This window comes from Caballeronia sp. BR00000012568055, assembly GCF_029439455.1.
Lineage (GTDB): Bacteria > Pseudomonadota > Gammaproteobacteria > Burkholderiales > Burkholderiaceae > Caballeronia.
On the sequence record NZ_JAQFVG010000303.1, the window covers coordinates 13,759 to 34,394 of the forward strand.

Annotated in this window: 17 protein-coding genes; 9 read left to right on the plus strand and 8 right to left on the minus strand. The window is 61.8% G+C overall.

Annotated elements, in window-relative coordinates:
• The first annotated feature begins 43 nt into the window (after positions 1-43).
• The 8 genes from hemN (at position 44) to P7F28_RS20245 (ending at position 9,496) form a co-directional block, all read left to right on the plus strand.
• Entirely contained in the window at positions 44-1,426 is a 1,383-nt protein-coding gene (gene hemN, locus P7F28_RS20210; RefSeq protein ID WP_277186367.1) for an oxygen-independent coproporphyrinogen III oxidase, read from the plus strand.
• A 200-nt stretch (positions 1,427-1,626) separates the two neighbouring features.
• Positions 1,627-3,006 (plus strand): amidase, encoded by a 1,380-nt coding sequence (locus P7F28_RS20215; protein ID WP_277186368.1) that lies wholly within the window; start codon positions 1,627-1,629, stop codon positions 3,004-3,006.
• A gap of 128 nt (positions 3,007-3,134) precedes the next feature.
• A complete protein-coding gene (locus P7F28_RS20220; RefSeq protein ID WP_277186387.1) occupies positions 3,135-3,653 on the plus strand; it encodes a disulfide bond formation protein B in 519 nt (172 codons plus the stop codon).
• 417 nt (positions 3,654-4,070) lie between these two features.
• Entirely contained in the window at positions 4,071-5,087 is a 1,017-nt protein-coding gene (gene xdhC, locus P7F28_RS20225; RefSeq protein ID WP_277186369.1) for a xanthine dehydrogenase accessory protein XdhC, read from the plus strand.
• 54 nt (positions 5,088-5,141) lie between these two features.
• A complete protein-coding gene (locus P7F28_RS20230; protein ID WP_277186370.1) occupies positions 5,142-6,164 on the plus strand; it encodes an adenosine deaminase in 1,023 nt (340 codons plus the stop codon).
• A 3-nt stretch (positions 6,165-6,167) separates the two neighbouring features.
• On the plus strand, positions 6,168-7,538 hold the full coding sequence (locus P7F28_RS20235) for an NCS2 family permease (RefSeq protein WP_277186371.1): 1,371 nt from the start codon (positions 6,168-6,170) through the stop codon (positions 7,536-7,538).
• 29 nt (positions 7,539-7,567) lie between these two features.
• Positions 7,568-8,896 carry a guanine deaminase gene (guaD, locus tag P7F28_RS20240; protein WP_277186372.1) on the plus strand — a complete coding sequence of 443 codons (1,329 nt, stop codon included), beginning with the start codon at positions 7,568-7,570 and terminating at the stop codon, positions 8,894-8,896.
• A 156-nt stretch (positions 8,897-9,052) separates the two neighbouring features.
• The gene (locus P7F28_RS20245; protein WP_277186373.1) at positions 9,053-9,496 is read left to right on the plus strand and encodes a hypothetical protein; all 444 of its coding nucleotides are present in this window, start codon (positions 9,053-9,055) and stop codon (positions 9,494-9,496) included.
• Position 9,497: 1 nt separating this feature from the next.
• On the opposite strand, the gene P7F28_RS20250 is transcribed toward P7F28_RS20245, so the two are convergent.
• The 8 genes from P7F28_RS20250 to P7F28_RS20285 all read right to left on the minus strand — a co-directional run bounded on the left by P7F28_RS20250 (position 9,498) and on the right by P7F28_RS20285 (position 17,634).
• Positions 9,498-10,562: a 2-aminoethylphosphonate aminotransferase gene (locus P7F28_RS20250; protein ID WP_277186374.1), complete on the minus strand. Its 1,065-nt coding sequence runs from the start codon at positions 10,560-10,562 to the stop codon at positions 9,498-9,500.
• Positions 10,562-11,731 carry a phosphonopyruvate decarboxylase gene (aepY, locus tag P7F28_RS20255; RefSeq protein WP_277186375.1) on the minus strand — a complete coding sequence of 390 codons (1,170 nt, stop codon included), beginning with the start codon at positions 11,729-11,731 and terminating at the stop codon, positions 10,562-10,564. Before aepY ends, P7F28_RS20250 begins: the two co-directional genes overlap by 1 nt.
• A complete protein-coding gene (gene aepX, locus P7F28_RS20260) occupies positions 11,724-13,421 on the minus strand; it encodes a phosphoenolpyruvate mutase (protein WP_277186376.1) in 1,698 nt (565 codons plus the stop codon). The genes aepY and aepX overlap by 8 nt, the downstream gene beginning before the upstream one ends.
• Positions 13,422-13,448: 27 nt before the next feature.
• Entirely contained in the window at positions 13,449-14,213 is a 765-nt protein-coding gene (locus P7F28_RS20265; RefSeq protein WP_277186377.1) for a phosphocholine cytidylyltransferase family protein, read from the minus strand.
• 22 nt (positions 14,214-14,235) lie between these two features.
• Complete coding sequence (locus tag P7F28_RS20270; RefSeq protein WP_277186378.1) at positions 14,236-15,252, minus strand: flippase-like domain-containing protein; 1,017 nt, start codon at positions 15,250-15,252, stop codon at positions 14,236-14,238.
• Complete coding sequence (locus P7F28_RS20275) at positions 15,249-16,052, minus strand: 2OG-Fe(II) oxygenase (RefSeq protein ID WP_277186379.1); 804 nt, start codon at positions 16,050-16,052, stop codon at positions 15,249-15,251. Before P7F28_RS20275 ends, P7F28_RS20270 begins: the two co-directional genes overlap by 4 nt.
• Positions 16,049-16,747 carry a CDP-alcohol phosphatidyltransferase family protein gene (locus tag P7F28_RS20280; RefSeq protein WP_277186380.1) on the minus strand — a complete coding sequence of 233 codons (699 nt, stop codon included), beginning with the start codon at positions 16,745-16,747 and terminating at the stop codon, positions 16,049-16,051. Before P7F28_RS20280 ends, P7F28_RS20275 begins: the two co-directional genes overlap by 4 nt.
• A gap of 185 nt (positions 16,748-16,932) precedes the next feature.
• Positions 16,933-17,634 carry a DUF4136 domain-containing protein gene (locus tag P7F28_RS20285; protein WP_370467365.1) on the minus strand — a complete coding sequence of 234 codons (702 nt, stop codon included), beginning with the start codon at positions 17,632-17,634 and terminating at the stop codon, positions 16,933-16,935.
• Between the two features lie 218 nt (positions 17,635-17,852).
• On the opposite strand from P7F28_RS20285, the gene pepN reads away from it, so the two are divergent.
• Entirely contained in the window at positions 17,853-20,564 is a 2,712-nt protein-coding gene (gene pepN, locus P7F28_RS20290; RefSeq protein ID WP_277186381.1) for an aminopeptidase N, read from the plus strand.
• The last annotated feature ends 72 nt before the right edge of the window (positions 20,565-20,636 follow it).

Sequence of the window (20,636 nt, forward strand, 5' to 3'; positions counted from 1 at the left end):
CGCATCTACGGCGCTTACACTCGATGAAACGCCCAGGCTCGCCATGAATCACGAACAAACCCTCTTCCGCCCGGATCTGCTCGAACGCTACAACGCCAACGGCCCGCGCTACACGTCATATCCGACCGCCGTCCAGTTCACCGATTCATTCGATCCCGCGCATTACCACCGCGCCGCCAACGAAGGCGATCCGCGCGCCGATCTCTCGCTTTACTTCCACATTCCGTTCTGCGATACGGTTTGCTTCTACTGCGGCTGCAACAAGATCGCGACAAAAAATCGCGCGCACGCGCGCCCGTATCTCGATCGCATGAAGCGCGAACTGGCGATGCAAGCCGCCCTCTTCGATACCTCGCGCCCCGTCACGCAATTGCACTGGGGCGGCGGCACGCCGACGTTTCTATCGCACGCCGAAATGCGCGAACTGATGGCCGCGACCGCCGAACATTTCACGCTCGTGCCCGACGATCGCGCCGAATATTCGATCGAAGTCGATCCGCGCGAGGCATCGGCGGAAACGATTGGCTTGCTGCGCGAACTCGGCTTCAATCGCCTGAGTCTGGGCGTGCAGGATTTCGATGAACGCGTGCAGCGCGCCATCAATCGCATTCAGCCGCGCGCCATGACCGAAACCGTGATGCAGGCGGCGCGCGCGCACGGCTTCAAGTCGATCAGTGTCGATCTGATTTACGGTTTGCCGCATCAGAGCGTCGAGAGCTTCACGCAGACGCTCGATGCGATTATCGAGATGAAGCCGGATCGCGTATCGGTGTTCGGCTATGCGCACATGCCTGCGCTATTCAAGATGCAGCGCCAGATCGATGAAACCACGCTGCCCTCGCCGGCAGTGCGCCTCGCAATTCTCGAACGCGTGATCGCGCGCATGAGCGAGGCGGGCTATGTGTATATCGGCATGGACCACTTCGCGTTGCCTGACGATGAACTCGCGCTCGCGTTGAAAGCGGGCACGCTTCAGCGCAATTTCCAGGGCTACAGTACGCATGCGGATTGCGATCTGATCGGCATAGGCGCATCGTCGATCGGCAAAGTGGGCGATGTCTACGCGCAGAATGCGCGCGGCCTCGACGATTACACCGACGCCATCGATCGCGGCCAACTTGCCATCACGCGCGGCGTGCGGCTCTCGGCGGACGATCTTCTGCGCCGCGACGTCATCATGCGCGTCATGTGCGGCGGTTCGCTGATCTTTGCCGATATCGAACGCGCCCACGGCATCGACTTTCCTTCGACTTTCGCCGATGAACTCGCGCGTCTCGCGCCAATGGCCGATGACGGTCTCATCACGCTATCGGAAGAAGGCATCAGCGTGCTGCCCGCCGGCCGCATGCTGGTGCGCAATGTCGCGTCCATCTTCGATCGCTATCTCGGTCAATCCACGCTTCAACGTTTCTCGAAGACCATCTGAACGCGCATTGGCATAAGCCTCGAGCGCAGTAGAGTATTTATGACTGCGCTGGCTTAGAATGGCAGGCACTTGAACGCCGCACGGCGCTCGTCCGCTCACATCGGTGCGCTAGTGGTTCTGCGCATCGAGCCGCAGTTTCGTATTGCGTGCAACTGCATCGTCGTATCGCGCAATCCGCAACGCTTCGCGCAACTCAGACCATGCCAACCACATCGCCGCAGTTCGCTCCAATAGCCCAACTCGCCGCCGATCTCAAAAGCGGCCGCACGACCAGCCGTCAACTCGTCGAAACCGCGCTCGAACGTATTGCGGATCCCGCGGGTCAGGGCAAAACCGTTTTCCTTCATGTCGATGCCGACCACGCCCGCGCCGCCGCCGACGCGCACGACGCGCTGCGCCGCGCCGGCACGGTGCTGTCGCCGCTGGCGGGCATTCCCGTTTCCATCAAAGACCTGTTCGATATCGAAGGCCAGGTCACGCGCGCCGGTTCCAAGGTGCTGAACCACGCGCCGCCCGCCAAATCCGATGCCGTTTCCGTCGCGCGTTTGCGTCGCGCGGGCGCGGTGTTCGTCGGGCGCACCAATATGAGCGAGTTCGCGTATTCGGGGCTTGGGCTGAATCCGCACTACGGCACGCCGCATTCGCCGTGGCACGCCGACATTCCCGGCGATGCGCGTATCGCGGGCGGATCGTCGTCGGGCGCGGCGGCGTCGGTGGCGGATGGCATGGCGGCCATCGCGCTCGGCACGGATACGGGCGGTTCCATCCGCATTCCGGCTGCGCTGTGCGGATTGACCGGCTTCAAGCCGACCGCGAGCCGCATTCCGACACAAGGCGGCCTGCCGTTGTCCAAATCTTTGGATTCGTTCGGGCCGATCGGCGTATCGGTCGCGTGTTGCGCGCTGGTGGATCGCATTCTCGCGGGCCGCGAGCCGGATGTGCCCGCCACGCGTCCGCTCGAAGGCGTGCGGCTCGGCGTGCTGACGCATTACGTGACGGATGGCGTCGAGCAGCCGGTCGCGCAGGCGGTCGAAGCCGCGATCAATCACCTCGCCGCAGCGGGCGCGCTGGTCGAAGATGTGCGATTCGCGCCGCTGGATCGGCTGCCGGAAATCAGCCGCTTTCCGCTGGTCGCGATCGAAGCGTATGCGTGGCATCGCAAATTGCTGGCGGAGCATGCGGATGGCTACGATCCGCGCGTACTGGCGCGTCTGACACGCGCCGAAGCCGCGAGCGCCGCCGATTACATCGAACTGTGCGAAGCCCGCGCCGCGATGATCGAGGAAGCGCGCAGCACGCTCTGGCAGCGTTTCGACGCCATTCTGTGCCCGACGGTGCCGGTGGTGCCGCCGCGCATCGCCGATCTGGAGCGTGACGACGAGCTTTTCGTGCGCACCAACGCGTTGATTTTGCGCAATCCGACCGCGTTCAATTTTCTCGATGCCTGCGCGCTGTCGCTCCCTTGTCACCCGCGCGGCGACGCGCCGGTCGGGCTGATGCTCGCAGGCGCGCCGAATTCCGACGACACGCTGCTGTCCATCGGCCGCGCGGTCGAAGCGGTTTTGGCCACCACGCGCTAGGCTTACGCCGTTTGGCTGATTTTTGGTAAAGCCTGATCGCGCTAGAATTCGCTACGTCGTCACGCAACTCAGGTGCTTCCTTCTCGAATCGTTGCGAAATAATGAACAACTCTTTAAATCACTTCACGATGCATCAGGGCGACCGCGTCCTGCGGCGCGAGCGGCGGCTCCTGACGCTGCTCGGCCTCGTCTCCCTCGGTCTGGTGGGCGGCGCGCTCTATCTTCAGTTCGCGCACGGCGAAGATCCTTGCCCGCTGTGCATCATCCAGCGCTACTTTTTCATTTTGATCGCGGTTTTCGCGTTTCTCGGCGCGGGTTTCAATAACTGGCGCGGTATCGCGCTGCTGGAAAGCATGGTGGCGCTGTCGGCGCTCGGCGGGCTGGCAACGGCCATTCGTCATGTCTATGTGCAATCGAATCCCGGCTTCAGTTGTGGTTTCGACGCCCTTCAGCCCATCGTCGATGGTCTGCCGCCCGCGCGCTGGCTGCCGCAAGTCTTCAAGGTCGCCGGCCTGTGCGAAACGCCGTATCCGCCGATCCTCGGGCTATCGCTGCCGCAATGGTCGCTGATCGCGTTCGCGGTGATCTTCGTCTTCGTCATGCTGAGTCTGCGTCTCAAACGCAAACTGCGCTCGGCCGTCCGGTAAGTTTTTCCCTTCAGTACACGCTCTTCCCGCGCGAACGCCTCATGCGTTCGCGCATCAGCGCATCCGCATAATCTTGATACGAGCCCGAGAATATTTTCGGGTTTTTGAGATGCTATGGTCGAGGCTGGATGGCGATCCACGTGCGCGCAGTCCGTTTCTCGCTTTTGGTCTATAAAGCAGACGGAACCCGCGTAACGCGCGCCTGAATCCGCAATGTCTCGGACCATCATGACAACGCAAACCATCCGCTTCTCTCGGCACTTTGTCGCGCCTGCCATGCGCGCGGCGTCATCGCCATCGTTCCCGTCTGCGCTTGTCACCCCGCTTGTTACCCGATCCGGCGATGCCGTCCCGGTAAACTAGCGTCTGCGACGACATATCCACGCAACCCACGATCAACTTTTCGGGACCAGTTCGATGCAAGTTTGGCTGAACGACCTGCAACACCTGCTCGCGCACGGCGATGCCGTCGTGCTCGTCACGGTCGCGCGTGTCGAAGGCTCCGCGCCGCGCGAGCCGGGCACGAAGATGATCGTCACGCGGGAAGACGCGCGCTACACCATCGGTGGTGGCCATCTGGAATGGAAGGCCATCGAAACCGCGCGACGCGTGCTGAAGGACGGCATGCGCGCCCCGCGCACGCGCCGGCTGGAGCGTTTCGCGCTGGGCCCGAGCCTCGGCCAATGCTGCGGCGGCGCGGTGGTGCTGGCCTTCGAACGGCTCGATGTCGGTGACCTGAACTGGGTCACGTCATTGAGCAAACGCGTGGCGCAAGGTTTATCGACGGTGCGCAGCGTGTCTTTCGCGCCGAACCCGGACGCGGTGATGCTTTCCGAGCCCGAACCCGGCGCCACCGATGCCGACTGCCTTCTGTGGGACGGCGCCGGTTTCGCCGAAAGCGGCGCGTTGCTGACCGAAACCATCGCGCCGCGCGACTTCCAGGTCGTGCTGTTCGGTGCGGGTCACGTGGGCGCGGCGCTGGTACGCGTGCTGGCCACGCTGCCCTGTCACGTCATCTGGGTCGATGAGCGCGATGCCGCGTTCCCGGATCCGCAATACGTGCCGGACAACGTGACCATCGAGCCGACCGACGCGCCCGACGAAGCCGTCGATCACGCGCCGCCGAATGCCTACTTCATCGTCATGACGCACAACCATACCGTCGATCTCGAACTGGCTGCGCGCATTCTCGCGCGTGGCGATTTCGCGTTCTTCGGCATGATTGGCTCGTTCACGAAGAAGAAGCAATTCGAGCATCGGCTGGCGGCGCGTGGCATCGATCCGGCGCGTATCGAGCGGATGGTGTGTCCGATCGGTATCGACGGAATCGTGGATAAAGCGCCCGAAGTGATCGCCGTTGCAGCAGCCGCCCAACTGCTGCAAGCGGTCGAAGCCAACGCTTCGTTGCGTACGTCGTCGCAACAGACTGCCTGACCCACAGGCAGAAACGAAAGCAACAACATCAAGCCCCAACAGAAAGACAAGCCCATGAATCCCACACTCGCCGACAAGATCGCGCACGCGCCCAAGGCGGAGTTGCACATCCATATCGAAGGGTCGCTCGAGCCGGAACTGATCTTCGAACTTGCGAAGCGCAACAACGTCAAGCTCGCGTACGACTCGATCGAAGCCCTGCGCGCCGCCTACGCGTTCACCGACCTGCAATCGTTCCTCGACATCTACTACGCGGGCGCGAGCGTGCTGCTGCACGAGCAGGACTTCTACGATATGACGATGGCCTACGTCGAGCGCGCGCTCGCGGACCACGTCACGCACACGGAAATTTTCTTCGATCCGCAAACGCATACGGAACGCGGTGTATCGATCGAAACGGTGGTCGCGGGCATCGAGCGCGCACTCGCGGATGCGGAAAAGCGCGGCCTCACCAGCAAGCTGATTCTGTGTTTCCTGCGCCATCTGTCCGAAGAAGATGCGCTCGCCACGTATGAAAGCGCGTTGCCTTTGTTCGACCAGTACAAGCATCGGCTGATCGGTGTGGGCCTGGATTCGTCGGAGCGCGGGCATCCGCCGTCGAAGTTCGAGCGCGTGTTCGCGAAGGCGCGTGAGCGTGGCCTGAAACTCGTCGCGCATGCGGGCGAGGAAGGACCGCCGTCGTATGTGTACGAAGCGCTCGATCTGCTGAAGGTGGATCGTGTCGATCACGGGGTGCGCAGTATCGAAGACGCGGCGCTGGTTGCGCGTCTGGCCGATTCGCGTATCGCGCTGACTGTGTGCCCGCTGTCGAACCTCAAGCTCTGCGTGTTCGACGATATGACCAAGCACACGCTGAAAGACCTGCTCGATCAGGGCGTCGCGGTGATGATCAATTCCGACGATCCCGCGTACTTCGGCGGCTACGTCAACGCGAATTACTTCGCCATCGTCGATGCTCTGAAGCTCGACGATCACGAGGTCTACACGTTGTTGCGCAACAGCCTCGAAGCATCGTTCGTCACCGAAGCAGAACGCGATTCGATGATCGCGCGCCTGGATCAGCACTGGAAGCAGTAAGCAATGGACACGACAGCAACCATCGAACGCGACGTCACCGCTCTCGAACGCTTCTTCGGCATTCGGGCGGCGGGCTCGCGCACCAAGACCGAAATCGTCGCGGGCATCACGACGTTCCTCACGGCGATGTACATCATCGTCGTCAATCCGGGCATTCTTTCGCAGGCGGGCGTGCCGTTTCCGGCGGCGCTCACGGCCACGGTCATCGTCAGTTTTCTGGGAAGCTGCGCGATGGGTTTATATGCGCGCAATCCGGTGCTGGTCGCGCCGGGCATGGGCATGAACGCGCTGTTCACCTTCGTGATGGTCCACGGCGGCAAGATGCCGTGGCAAACCGCGCTCGGCTGCGTGTTCTGGGCAGGCGTGATCTTTACCGTGCTCGCACTGTTCAACGCCCGCAAGCTCGTCGTCGACGCGATTCCCGCGAATCTGCGGCATGCGGTGTCGTGCGGCATCGGCTTGTTCATCAGCTTGATCGGCCTGGTGAACGCGAAGTTCGTGGTGGGCGATCCGGTGACCATCGTGCATTCGGCATCGCTGAATCCGGTGGTGATTACGTTCCTCCTCGGCCTGGCTGTCACGACCGTGCTGGTCGCGCGCAAGATCACCGGCGCGCTGATGATCGGCATCGTGTTCACGACCATCATCGCGATTCCCATCGGCCGCTTTTACGGCGATGGCACCGCGTACTGGCCCGCCGCCATCGCCACGAAAACGCTCGTCAACTGGAACGGTTTGTTCGCCGCGCCGGATTTCTCGGCGGTGATGCAGCTCGACTTTCTCGGCGCGCTGAAGGTCATCTACTGGCCGTTCATCTTCGTGATGCTGTTCACGTCGTTCTTCGACGCCCTCTCCACCTTCATGGCGATTTCCGAAGCCGGCAAGCTCTACGACAAGGACGGCAATCCGCGCAATATCCGCCAGTCGATGATGGTCGATTCCTTCTCCGCGCTGATTTCCGCGCCGCTCGGCACCAGTCCGGCGAACGCGCATATCGAATCGGCGGCGGGTATTTCGGCGGGTGGGCGCACCGGTCTCGTCGCCGTGGTCGCGGGTCTGTGCTTTCTGCCGTTCCTGTTCCTCTCGCCGCTTTTGTCGCTGGTTCCGGCGATTGCCACCGCGCCTGCGCTGGTGCTGGTCGGCGTGTTCATGATGGAAACGATCACGCAGATCGAATGGCATCGCTTCGACGAAGCCATTCCCGCCTTCCTCGCGATGATCCTGATTCCGCTGACCTACTCCATCACCGATGGCGTCGCCTACGGTTTTCTCGCCTTCGTCGTGCTGAAGGCGTTCACCGGCCGCGCGAAGGAAATCAAACCCGCGATGTGGGTCATCGCGGCATTCGCCTTGTTGCTGCTTTCGCAGTTGTAGTCCTTTAATAGAAACGGAGACGTTGCACCATGACTCAGACCGCTTACCGCGCCCAGTTGCTGACCTTTCGGGAAGATCCCGCGCATGCCGCTGACGGCGCGGTCTATGAGGCCGATGGCCTTCTGATCGTCGAGGACGGCAAAGTGGCCGCGGTAGGCGCGTATGCGTCGATCCGCGACAAACTCACGCCCGACGCGACCGTTCACACCATGCGCGACAAGCTGATCGTGCCAGGTTTTATCGACTCGCACATTCACTATCCGCAAACGGACATGATCGCGTCGCCCGCACCGGGTTTGTTGCCGTGGCTGAACACGTACACGTTTCCCACGGAACGCGGCTTCGAGAATCCGGCGGTGGCGCGCGAAACGGCGAGCTTTTTTATCGATGAACTGCTGGCGTGCGGCACGACCACGGCGCTCGTGTACTGCACCGTCCACAAGCAATCCGCCGATGCGTTCTTCACCGAAAGCGAAACGCGCAATCTGCGCATGGTGGCGGGCAAGGTGCTGATGGATCGCAACTGCCCGGAGTTTTTGCGTGACACCGCGCAATCGGGTTACGACGACAGCGCGGAGTTGATCGCCAAGTGGCACGGACGCGGCCGTCAGCAATATGCGCTGACACCGCGATTCGCGCCGACATCGACGGAAGCGCAATTGGAAGCGTGCGGCGTGCTCGCGCAGAAGCATCAGGACGTGTTTATTCAAACGCACGTCGCTGAAAACACCGACGAGATCAAATGGGTCGAAAGCCTGTTTCCGGGTCATCGCAGCTATCTCGACATTTACGATCACTACGGCTTGCTGCGTCGCCGCGCGGTGTATGGGCATTGCATCTATCTCGATGAGCAAGATCGCGCGCGCATGGCAGAAACGGGCGCGGTGGCATCGCATTGTCCGACGTCGAATCTGTTTCTCGGCAGCGGTTTGTTCGATTTCGAGAAAGCTGGCGAATCAAATATGCCGGTCGCGCTGGCGACGGACGTCGGTGGCGGCACGTCGTTCTCCATGCTTCAGACGATGAACGAAGCGCACAAGGTCGCGCGTCTGACCGGGCATCATCTGACCGCGACGCGGATGTTCTGGCTCGCGACAACCGGCGCGGCGCAGGTGCTCGAAATGGACGACAAGATCGGCACGCTGGCGGTCGGCAGCGAAGCGGATTTCGTCGTGCTCGATCCGAACGCGACGCCGCTGCTTTCGCGTCGCATGGCGCGTACGGAATCGCTGGAAGAACTGCTGTTCGCGTTCGCGCTGCTGGGAGACGATCGCGCGGTGTTCGAGACGTACGCGGCGGGCAAGCGCGTGCATTCGCGTGAAAAGCGCCGGACGGCAGCGCTGGAATTGGCGGCCTGATTTAGATCGTTGGTTTAAGGTTAAGCGAAGCGCCCTTCGAATCGAAGGGCGCTTTTTGTTTGCCCGGACACACGGCGCACAATGATTCGCTCGACGAAGCAAGCACGTTTATAGCAATCTCGTTAAAGTGCTGGCTGTCACGAAAATCGCGCCATCATGAAGCTTGTTCGTCGAATTTTCCGATTCATTCTGCCAGCCGCTTTTGCGTTGTCTGGCGCGCCTGCCCACGCGCAGCCGACTGCGATCGAGGCGCAACTCGATTGCAAATCAAGCGCGCACGATTTCATTGCACCGCTGATCGAGAGCAATCAAATCGAAGCGAAGCCGATGCGCGTCGAGCCGAATTCGGTCAATGCGTTTCGCCCGGTGAAGGGATCGGCGCTGACTGCTTACGGATTCAAGGTGTACGTGGCGCTGGGATATCAGAAGGACGATCCGATCTTCCAACTCGGCAAAGGACAGCCGATCAGCGATTCGGCTTACGGCGTAGTCGTCTGGGGCGGCGACGATGAAGTCGCGCAGAAAGTGCACGCCGCAGGCAGCGGCGCGGATGTGCACCACGTCGCGCCTTTTATTACGGCGATTTTTTGCAAGCAGTAGTTCAGCGAATCAGTTCTGCGACCGACGAAAGCAGCGTGTCCATATCGGCGGAAGTCACCGCGCCCATCGTCGAAATGCGGAACAGTTCCTTCGATAAACCTCCCTGCCCCGCATAGATCACGAAGCCTTTGGCTTTCAACGCATCGTGCAGCGTTTCATACGTGACACCCGCAGGCAATCGGTAAGCACGCAGCACCACCGACGATTCCTCCGCCGGCAACGCGCTCTCGATCCCGAGTTTCGCCAATCCGGCACGCACTTGCTCAGCCAGCGCCGCATAGCGCGCATGACGCGCACGCCAGCCGCCTTCGTCCTCGAACTCGCGCAGCGCTTCGACCAGCGCGTAATACGCGTGAACCGACGGCGTGAACGGCGTGTTGCGTGCATTCTGCAACTTCGCCAGTCGCGCGATGCCGAGGTAATACGTGCGGCTCGCGGCTCGGCTCAATGCATCGCGACGAGCGATCACGAACGCCGCGCCCGGCACGCCATGCAGACATTTATTCGCCGTCGCCGCGATCGCGGTGACGCCACCGCCATCGAAATCGATCGCTTCGGCGCCGAAGCTGCTGACCGCATCGACCAATAAGCCGATGCCGCGTTGCGCACACGCGCGCGACAACTGATCGAGCGCGTTCAGCCGCCCGGTCGTCGTTTCGTGATGGATGATCGCGACATTGGTGAACGTGCCCGCATCGAGCTTAGCGATGATCGCGTCGATATCCGGCGCCTGCATCCACTCGTACTTCGCGACTTCATGTTCGATGCCGTATTGCTGTGCAATCTGCGCGATACGGTCGCCATACACGCCGTTCTCGACGACGAGCAAACGCCCGCCTTCCGGCACGAGTCCCGCGATCATACTTTCGACGGCGGCGGTGCCCGAACCCGTCATCAGCACGGCGCTCCACTTCGCCGGATCGAGTTCATACGCCGCGATCAGACGATGCCGCGCCTCATCCTGCAAGTCGAAAAACTCTGGCTCACGATGGCACAGATCGGTTTGCAGCAGGCTCTTGCGCACGCGTTCGCTCAGCGTGACAGGACCAGGATTGAGCAGCAGCATCAGCGGCCTCCGATATGTTGTTGCAGACGCGCGCGCACGTCTTCAGGCGTGATTTTCGGACGCGGCAAATCGCTGGGCGTGCCGGTCTTGATCGACAGACGGGCGAAGCGCACGCCATCTACCGGAGAAGCTTCGAATAAACGATCGATGATGCCGATATCGTCGCCATCGAGCGCGAGCGCGTAGCCGCAAGCCGACGCCACCGACGCGAAATCGACGCCGCGCGAGACCGTCGCCTGACCGCCCGTCGATTCGTGCGCGCCGTTATCGAGCAGCAAATGGACGAGGTTGGACGGACCGTACGCGCCGAGCGTGGCGAACACGCCCATGCGCATCAGCGCCGCGCCGTCGCCGTCGAGCGCGATCACGCGCAGGTCGGGACGCGAGAGCGCGAGGCCGAGCGCCATCGGCGTGACGCAGCCCATCGAGCCGACCAGATACAACTGGTTCTCGCGATCGTCGATTGCGTACAACTCACGTCCGCAGAATCCCGTCGATGCGAGCACGACCGTCGAATCCTTCGGCGTATTGGCGATGACTTTTTGAAGCGCATCGTGACGGGAGACGCGTTCGCCACCGAATCGCTCGACTTTTGCGGACGTTGACGAAGCACGCACGCCCGACAACCCAGTCTTCTTCAACTCGTAAGGCGCGACGCTGCCCTTCTGCATCACCAGCGCATACGGACGGCCGGTGCTGTCCATATACTCCGTCGCGCGATCCAGCGCCGCACCGATCTGATCCGCTTCCGTCGGAAACAACTCCCACGGAATCTCCATCGTTTCGAGCATCTGCGGCGTGATCGGACCCATCAGCGCGTGTTGCGGCTCGTCGTGCACGCCAGGCTGGCCGCGCCATGTGACGATCAGCAATTGCGGCAGACGGAACGTCCACGTCAGCGACGTCAGCGGGCTCACCGCGTTGCCGAGCCCGGAGTTCTGCATCATCGCGATACCGCGACGCTTCACGCCGCCGAATCCGGATGCGCCCAACGCCACGCCCGCGATCAGCGCGACCGCATCGCCTTCGTTCGCCGCCGACACGTAATGCAGCGATTCATCCTGCAACACGTAGTTGATGAACGGCGTCAGAAACGAGCACGGCACGCCCGCGTACCAGTCGAAACCGCGTTCGCGCGCGGCTTCGACGAACTGTGCGGCTTCAATCACGCGCGCTCTCCAAACCTTCCGAGCCGATAGGCGTCTGACCATGCGCGAAATCGCCCGCGCGACGGAAATCGTCGAGGTCGTTCACGCCGCGCCAGTGGCCGTGCACGTACTGCACTTCGATCTTCTGACCTTGCGCGATCAAGGCGTTGAGCAACGCGGCCATATCGAGCTTGTTGAAATCGGCGCGCGATTGCAGTTCGGTGAGCGTCGAAAGCAGACGTTCACGCGCAGCGGCGCGCACGTTGATGAGACCCATCCAGCGGCCTTGCGGCGCGCGGCCATCGCTCAATGACTGGCCTGCGCCGACCACGCTTTCCAGCCACACTTTCTGGCCGAACAAAGCGCGATCATCGCCGGTCGAGCAATAGGCGAAGTCCGTCGCGGCTTCGCCCGCTTGCGGCGTCTGCGACGAATCCACCACCACGGTGAAGTCGCTGTCCGCTTCGACCAGATCGCGCAGGATATAGCTGCGGAACAGCAGATCGCCGTAGGAAATCACGGTATCGCCGCTGAGATGCTTGGCCGCGCACGCAAGCGATGCCAGTTCGCCCGTCGATTCATGCTGCTCGTTGACGACCAGCCGAATGCCGCCCTTTTCAATCGCATCCGCACGATAGCCGCCGACCACCGTAATATCGTTGATGCGTTCCTTCTTGAACGCCTCGACCAGATGGCTCAGCAGCGGCTTGCCCGCGACCGGCAGCATCACCTTCGGACGATCGGCGGTCACCGCTTCCAGACCCGCGCCACGGCTTGCCGCCAGCACGACCGCGCTGCGCTTCTCGTTGGCTGCCGTCAGATAGATGTTCTCGGCGGCCGAATATTCATCGGCATCCTGAAGACGGAAAATCTCGTTGACCGCCGCGATACGGTCTTCCACATTGACCAGCGTTTCGCTGTCGTGGATTTCCTTGGCGATGGCCTGCATCGCCGAAACCGAGCCGCGAATCAGATGGTTCGCCCAGATCACGCAACTGATGCCCGCCTGACGGAACACGTCGGTCGGCGTGCTGTAGTACTTGGTCGGCACAATCACCAGCGGACCGCGCCCCGCCCACTCGCGCGCGAACGTCAGAATCTCATCGGGCTTGGAAAGCTTCGAGTGAATCAGAATCGCGTCCGCGCCCGCCGCGCGATACGCCTCGGCGCGCTTCAGCGCTTCGTCCATGCCCCAACCGGCAATCAACGCTTCCACGCGCGCGACGATCGAAAAGTTAGGATCGCTTTGCGAATCCTTGCCCGCCTTGATCTTGCCGCAGAACTCGTCCATATCGGCGAGCGGCTGCGCTTCGCCGTTGATGAAGCTGTTGGTCTTCGGAAACTGCTTGTCTTCGATACACACGCCCGCAATACCGCGCTGCTCCAGCTTCTTCACCAGCCGACGCACATTGTTGAAGTTGCCGTAGCCGGTGTCACCATCGAGCAGAATCGGTAGATCGCTGGCGTCGGCCATGAATTCGAGGTTATCGACGACCTGCGTCCAGCTTGCTTCGTTGTTGTCGCGAACGCCGAATTGCGCGGAGATCGACAGACCCGAGCCCCAGATCGCCTTGAAGCCCGCTTCCCGCGCAATGCGCGCCGAAATGCCGTTGTGCGCTTCCATCAGGAATTCGAGGCGATTGCTTTGCAGCATCTCGCGCAGGCGCATGGTGCGCGAATAGCCGACCGGAATTTGTGTAGGTGCGTTCATCTTTTCAAAGCTCCTTTCGATGCTTCTTCAGCCTGCGAACTGACGCAGCGGCTGCAATTGCGGCAACACTTCGTCCGCGGCGCGCGTCACGTCGTTCTGGAAATCGATTTCGATCCACGGTGCGCCGGTGACATCGGCGATATCGAACTTCGCGGATTGCTCTTGCAAGAGGTCGCGCACGGCTTCTTCGTGCGGCATCTTCGCGCGGCCCGTGGCCACGTAGTCGGCGCAGATTTCGGCGAGGCGCGTGGCGGTCTGTTGATCGAAACGGAAAAAGCCGACCGATTCGCCGATGGTGTCGTACGTCAATCCCGCCGCGACCTGCTTGCGCAGTTCCACCGGCACGCCGTTCTCGATGCACAGCTTCACCGGCTCATCGCCCGCTTCGAAATCGCGGTCGATCAGCAGGCGGTTCACGCTTTCGCCCGCCACCAGCGGATCGAAAATGCGCTCGTCGTAGAGCACGTCGGCGTCCATCAGCAGCACGTCGCCGCCGCGCGTCATGGCGTCGCGCGCGGTGTGGACAGAGAGCACGCTGCCGAGCGTGAATTCATCGTTCACGACGATCTCGCACGCCGGCTTCCAGTCGATCGAGTCGAGTTCGGCGGCGATCTGTTCGCTCTTGAAGCCGGTGACGAACACGACTTCATCGACACCCGCGCCCTTCAGATAATGCAGATGGCGTTCGAGCAGCGAGGCATCGCCGAACTTCAGAAGACACTTGGGCTTTTGCTGGCCTTCGGGTTGCACGAGGCGCAAACCCATCCCGGCCGCAAGAATAATTGCGCGCATGTTTTGGTTCCCTTCGAGGAAATCAGTCGATATCCGGCACGCGCGCGAGACGGCGGCGCTGCCAGCCTTTTTCAACGAAATGCAGGTAGACGATGCCCGGCACGCCGAGCAACAACTCACGCGCGCGTTTGACGAGCGACAGCGCGAGCGCCGTTTCCGGCGGCAAACCGACCAGACGCGCCAGCAGCAGATAACCGCCTTCCTGCACGCCGAGCGAACCCGGAATGGCGAAGGCCGCGCCGCGAATGGCCTGGCCGAGACTTTCGAGCAAAAGCGCTTCGGTCCAGCCGACCGGATGGCCGAGCAGATCGAGCGCGAGCCACACTTCGCCCGTACCGATGATCCAGCCGAGCAGGCTCAGGCCGAAGCTCGCCGCAACCCTGCCGCGTTCACGATAGAGATCGTGGACGGCGGTATCGACGGCTTCGGCGCGGGTGACCAATGACGACCAATCACGCTTCTTGGAAAACCGCGCCGCGATACCCGATGCAAAGCGCATCGCGCGACCGAACAGGCCGCGCCGCTGCGCCAGATAGAAGCCGAAGATCATCACGCCGATCACGCCGACGACGCCCAGCACCGCGAACGACACGCTCGACGATGATCCGCCCGTCGCGTAGCCCGTCAGCAGCACCACGCCGATCAGCGCGAACAGCAATTGCGCGACGGTTTGCATCGTCGTGCTGATGGTGATGATGGCGGCGGCATCACGCGCACGCATGCCGCGTTGCGCGAGGTAGCGGACCATCAACATGGGACCGCCGATCTGACCGGCGGGCAACAGACTGTTCGCGGATTCGCCGGCCCAGCGCGCGAGCAAGGCGTCGCGCAGGGTGACGTCGCGTTCCTTGCGGCCGAAGAGAATGCTGATCGCGCCGGCATCGATAATCAGCGGCACCAGATGAAACACCGCGACCGCGACGAGTCCCCAGCCCGCAACCGCGAGCGTCGCGGCCACCGAGCCGAAACCTTGCCAGCCGAGCAGCGCGACAAACAACACCACGCCGACCGACAACAGAAAGGTGCCCGCGCGACTCATGCCGGTCCGTTCTTGCCGCCCTTGCGGCGAAAGACCTGCCCGAAGCCGAAATACGCGATCGAATCCTTCATGTTCGAAATGAAGCGCTTGAACGGCTTCATATTCGGATTGGTCAAGTACTCGAAAGTCAGCGACACGCGCATCTCGTTCTCGCCGAGCGGCGAGACGCGATGCCGCAGCTTGTCGCCATCGAACAGAACGAACGCGCCCGGCGGATATTGCACCGAACCCGGCTGATCCGGAATCTCGGGCGTGCGCGTGTGGAGTTCGTAGTCGAGCCTGCACGACGAGTTGTCGATCACGCCGAGCAGCAGCGTGTAGCGGCGGCCGTCGTAGTACGAAGTATCGTAATGCCAGCCGATGTGATCGCCCGGACGCGTGTAGAAGTACAACGCGTAGGCGTGCGGATCGTCGGCGGGCGAGACTTGCAGCGTGTCGCCCGTGACCGTTTCCAGAAACTTGATCAGCGCTTCCGACCGATACAGATCCGCGATGAACGGCGCCATCTTGTCCAGCGTATGGCGGCTGACGCTGCCGCCCGCTTTGTGCCCCGGCAGATAGTTGCGATTCACGGCGGGCGTGACATCGTTCACGGCGGCGACCAGACGTTCCGTAAAGTCACGCGGCAGGAAGTCTTCGATATACAGAAACGAACCCTGATTCTGATACTCGCTGCGCAAACCCGGCGTCTTGAACGACGCCAGCCGCGCCGACAAGGTCGAATCGATTTCGCGCGCCGACGGACGTTCGGTGCGCGCTTTCTGCCTGACCGGATTCAAGGGAATTGCCGTATCGCTCATCTCACCGCCTGAAAGTCTTTGCCGTCCTTCGCACCCGATGCCCGAGCACGTTCTTGCATTCGCCGGCTCACGCGCTGATAGTCCACGATCACATACGCCGCAAACAACGGCGCGCCGATGGCCGCAGCGAACAGGAACGGCGTCATGCCATTGAGCACGGTCACGAGCGGCAACAGATACAACACGTCTTCGGTTTCAAAACCGCCCACGGAAGCCTGCTTCGTTCCCGACTTGCCGACCATCGACTCGATACGCATGCGCAGGAAAAAGATCAGCGCCACCGCCACGCCCGCGATGCCGCCGAGCCATTGCGCAGACACGAACAGCGCCGGATGATGCACGCCCACATAAAAACCGATGCCCAGAAACAGCAAAACGGTCACGAGCGCATCGCAGGCAAGATCGTATAAATGGCCGATCTTGCTCGACTGACCACTGATGCGCGCGAGTTCGCCATCAGTGTGATCGACGAAATTGGACAGCGCGATTAGCAGCGCGCCGAGCGAGCACAACCAGAACTGACCGAGCGACAAATAGTACGCGCCCGCCAGCCCGATCGCTAAACGCAGCGTAGTTAAATGATTCGGCGTAATGGGCGTCCCGAGCAGCGGTGTAACAAGGCGTCGGGCGAGCCGTGCGTCCCACGTAGTGGGCTCTGGAACGGCTTTAGGAAGGGGCGGACACGATTTTGTCATGACCGCGAATATAGCTCGATTCCGCAGACCCTGCATATATTGCGGATCGCCCTAAGAGACGATGAATTCCGCTTCAAACAAGCCTCAGCGCGCTTTTTGAAACATTGGTGAAGCGCGTTTGAAACGTCACATGACGAAGGGCATCAGCAATATTTGCCGATGCCTTCGCCATGACGTTTCTGCCCTCATTCGGCCTTGGCCGGAACCGGCGCGGACGATGCCGCTGTCTCGTTGCTGATACCGCCATTTTTATCGACGGGAATGGTGACGGTGCGCACCGTGCCGTTGCCGAGCGGGAAGTCGGCGAGCGCGCTGCGGGCGAGATAAGGCATCGCGCCGTAAAGCGAGGCGTCGTCGGTGGAGTTGACCGCGGTGACTTTGTAGACTTCGCGGCCCGTCGAACGGTCGGTCATGCGAATCTGCAACGCGTGGATATAGACCGGAAAGCTTTGATCGACGTAACCGGTCGGTCCCCACGGGCCGTAGCCGAAGCCGCCCCACGGTCCCCAGAATGGACGGCCGTACGGACCGTACATCGGCCACGGATCGTAATAGACCGGCTGACGCACCGTCATCAGATCGCCGCGCACGGAATACGCGAGCGAGACCTGATAACGCGCGCTCGCGTCCGGCACCTGTTTGAAGTTGTACTTCGACAGTTCCATTGCGACGAGCGTCTCGTACGTTGTCTGCTCGATGCTGTTGGACTGATCGCCATTGCGCTGGAAGGCGTAAGTGCGCGTGGCATCGCTGGCGGTGCCGTTCCAGTTGGAGAACGCGGTGACCTGTGTCTGCACGTAGGTCGTGCAGCCCGCGAGCCACAACACGCAGAGCGCCATCGCGGCACGCGCGAGCCCACGCCAGTTGCTACCGATCGAAAACTTCATGGTCTGCCTCACTTCTTCAAGCACCCTGCCCGGTTATGAATAGCGCCGCCGCGAACACGCGCGCCGACGTTCGATTATTGTGGGTTTGTCAGGCTTTGCGCCGCCCGATTCACGATCTCCGGGCGGCTTGTACAATGATTCGACCAGCGTTGCGCGCTTTCGTGCGATCCACAAGCATCGCGCGGCCGGACCGCTCAATCCAACATCATGATCTTGCCATGACCAACAACACTGCATCCGTTGTGATCCGCCGCGAGGACTACACGCCGCCCGCGTTTCTGATCGAATCCGTCGCGCTGGAGTTCGATCTCGTGCCGTCGCGCACGGTCGTGAAGAACACCATGCGCCTCTCGCGCAATCCGGCAGGCTCCGGCGAGCGCCTGGAATTGCTGGGCGAACAACTTGAGTTCGTCGGCACGTCGATCGATGGCGTGGCCTGTACGGACGTCCATGTGAGCGATAACGGACTGTCCATCGGGAATATTCCGGCGGGCGCGTTCGAACTGGTGATCGAAAGCGTCTGCAATCCGGCAGCGAACACGTCGCTTTCGGGACTGTATGTATCGAGTGGCAATTTCTTTACGCAGTGCGAGGCGGAAGGCTTTCGCCGCATCACGTATTTCCTCGATCGCCCGGATGTGATGTCCACGTATGTGGTTACGCTGCGTGCGGATAAGGACGCGTATCCGGTATTGCTGTCGAACGGCAATCTGATCGACGAAGGCGATTTGCCGGATGGCCGTCACTTCGCCAAGTGGGAAGACCCGTTCAAGAAGCCGAGCTATCTGTTCGCGCTGGTCGCGGGCAAGCTCGTGCGGATCGAGGAAACCATCAAGTCCGGTTCCGGCAAGGACAAGCTGCTGCAAGTCTGGGTCGAACCGCACGATCTCGACAAGACACAACACGCGATGGACTCGCTCATCAACTCCATTCGCTGGGACGAAAAGCGCTTCGGGCTGGAACTGGATCTGGACCGCTTCATGATCGTCGCGGTGAGCGACTTCAACATGGGCGCGATGGAGAACAAGGGCCTCAATATCTTCAATACGAAGTACGTGCTGGCCAATCCGGAAACGGCGACCGACATCGACTTTTCGAATATCGAAGCGGTGGTCGGCCACGAGTATTTCCATAACTGGACCGGCAATCGCGTGACTTGCCGCGACTGGTTCCAGTTGAGCCTGAAAGAAGGCCTGACCGTGTTCCGCGATCAGGAATTTTCCGCCGATATGGCCGCAGGCGATGTCGAAAGCGCCGCGAGCGCCGCCGCGCGCGCAACCAAGCGGATCGAAGACGTGCGCGTGCTGCGTCAGATGCAGTTCGCCGAAGACGCGGGTCCGATGGCGCATCCGGTGCGCCCGGAAAGCTACGTCGAAATCAACAACTTCTACACGATGACCGTCTACGAGAAAGGCTCGGAAGTCGTGCGGATGTATCAGACGCTGTTCGGCCGCGACGGCTTCCGGCGCGGCATGGACCTGTACTTCAAGCGCCACGACGGCCAGGCCGTGACCTGCGACGACTTCCGCGCCGCCATGGCCGATGCCAACGATCGCGATCTCGCGCAATTCGAGCGCTGGTATAGCCAGGCGGGCACGCCGCGCGTATCGGTGCGCGCAAAATACGATGCGGCATCGAAGCGCTACACGCTGACGCTCGCACAAGGCTACGGCGACGCCTCGGAAGCCGCGCGCGAAACGCAGAAAGGACCGCTGCTGATTCCGTTCGCGGTCGGTCTGATCGGCGCGAACGGCGCGGATTTGCCGTTGCAACTGGAAGGCGAGAAAGAGCCGAACGGCACCACGCGCGTGCTCGAATTCACCGAGCAGGAACAGTCGTTCACTTTCGTCGATGTGAACGAAGCGCCGTTGCCGTCGCTGTTGCGCAATTTCTCGGCGCCGGTGATCGTCGAATTCGACTATACGAACGAACAACTCGCGTTCCTGCTCGCGCATGACAGCGATCCGTTCAATCGCTGGGAAGCGGGACAGCGTCTGGCCACGCGCGAGTTGCTCGCGCTCGCGGGCCGCGCCGCCAAGGGCGAAACACTGACGCTCGACGATGACATCATCGCCGCCTTCTCCCGCGTGCTCGACGACGCCACGCTCACACCCGCCTTCCGCGAACTCGCGTTGATGCTGCCATCGGAAAGCTATCTGGCCGAGCAGATGTCGGTGTCCGATCCCGCCGCCGTGCACGCCGCACGCGTCTTTATGAGCCGCCAGCTCGCGTCGAAGCTGCGCGACAAGTGGCTCGCGCTGTACGAAGCGAATCGCACGCCGGGCGAATATCGCCCGACCGCCGACGATGCAGGCAAGCGCGGCCTGAAGAACCTCGCCCTTTCCTACCTGAGCCAGACCGACGATCCGCGCGATGCCGTCAAGCTCGCGCAGGCGCAATACGATGCCGCCAACAATATGACCGATCGTTCGGCGGCGCTTGCCTCGTTGTTGCTCGCGAGCGCGACGAAGGGCGCGGATGCCACCGTCGCCGATGCCGCGCTCGACGACTTCTATCGCCGGTTCGAGAAGGAGGCGCTGGTGATCGACAAGTGGTTCTCGCTGCAAGCGACGCAGCGCGGCGGTCCGGACAAGAAGGTAATCGACAGCGTGCGCAAGCTGATGCAGCATCAGGCGTTCACGCTGAAAAATCCGAATCGCGCGCGCTCGCTGATTTTCAGCTTCTGCAGTGGCAATCCCGCTCAGTTCCACGCCGCCGATGGTTCCGGCTACGCGTTCTGGGCCGAACAGGTGATCGCACTCGATGCGCTGAATCCGCAAGTCGCGGCGCGTCTGGCGCGTGGCCTCGAATTGTGGCGTCGATTCACGCCGCAGCTTCGCGAAAAGATGCACGCGGCACTGAGCGAAGTCGCATCGAAGGCAAAGTCGCGTGATGTGCGGGAGGTCGTGGAAAAAGCGCTGGCTGCCTAAGCGTTGATTCGGCACGATTTTCGGCCGCCGCACTTAGCTAGTGCGGCGGCCGTTCTCACTTATGGCGGACGC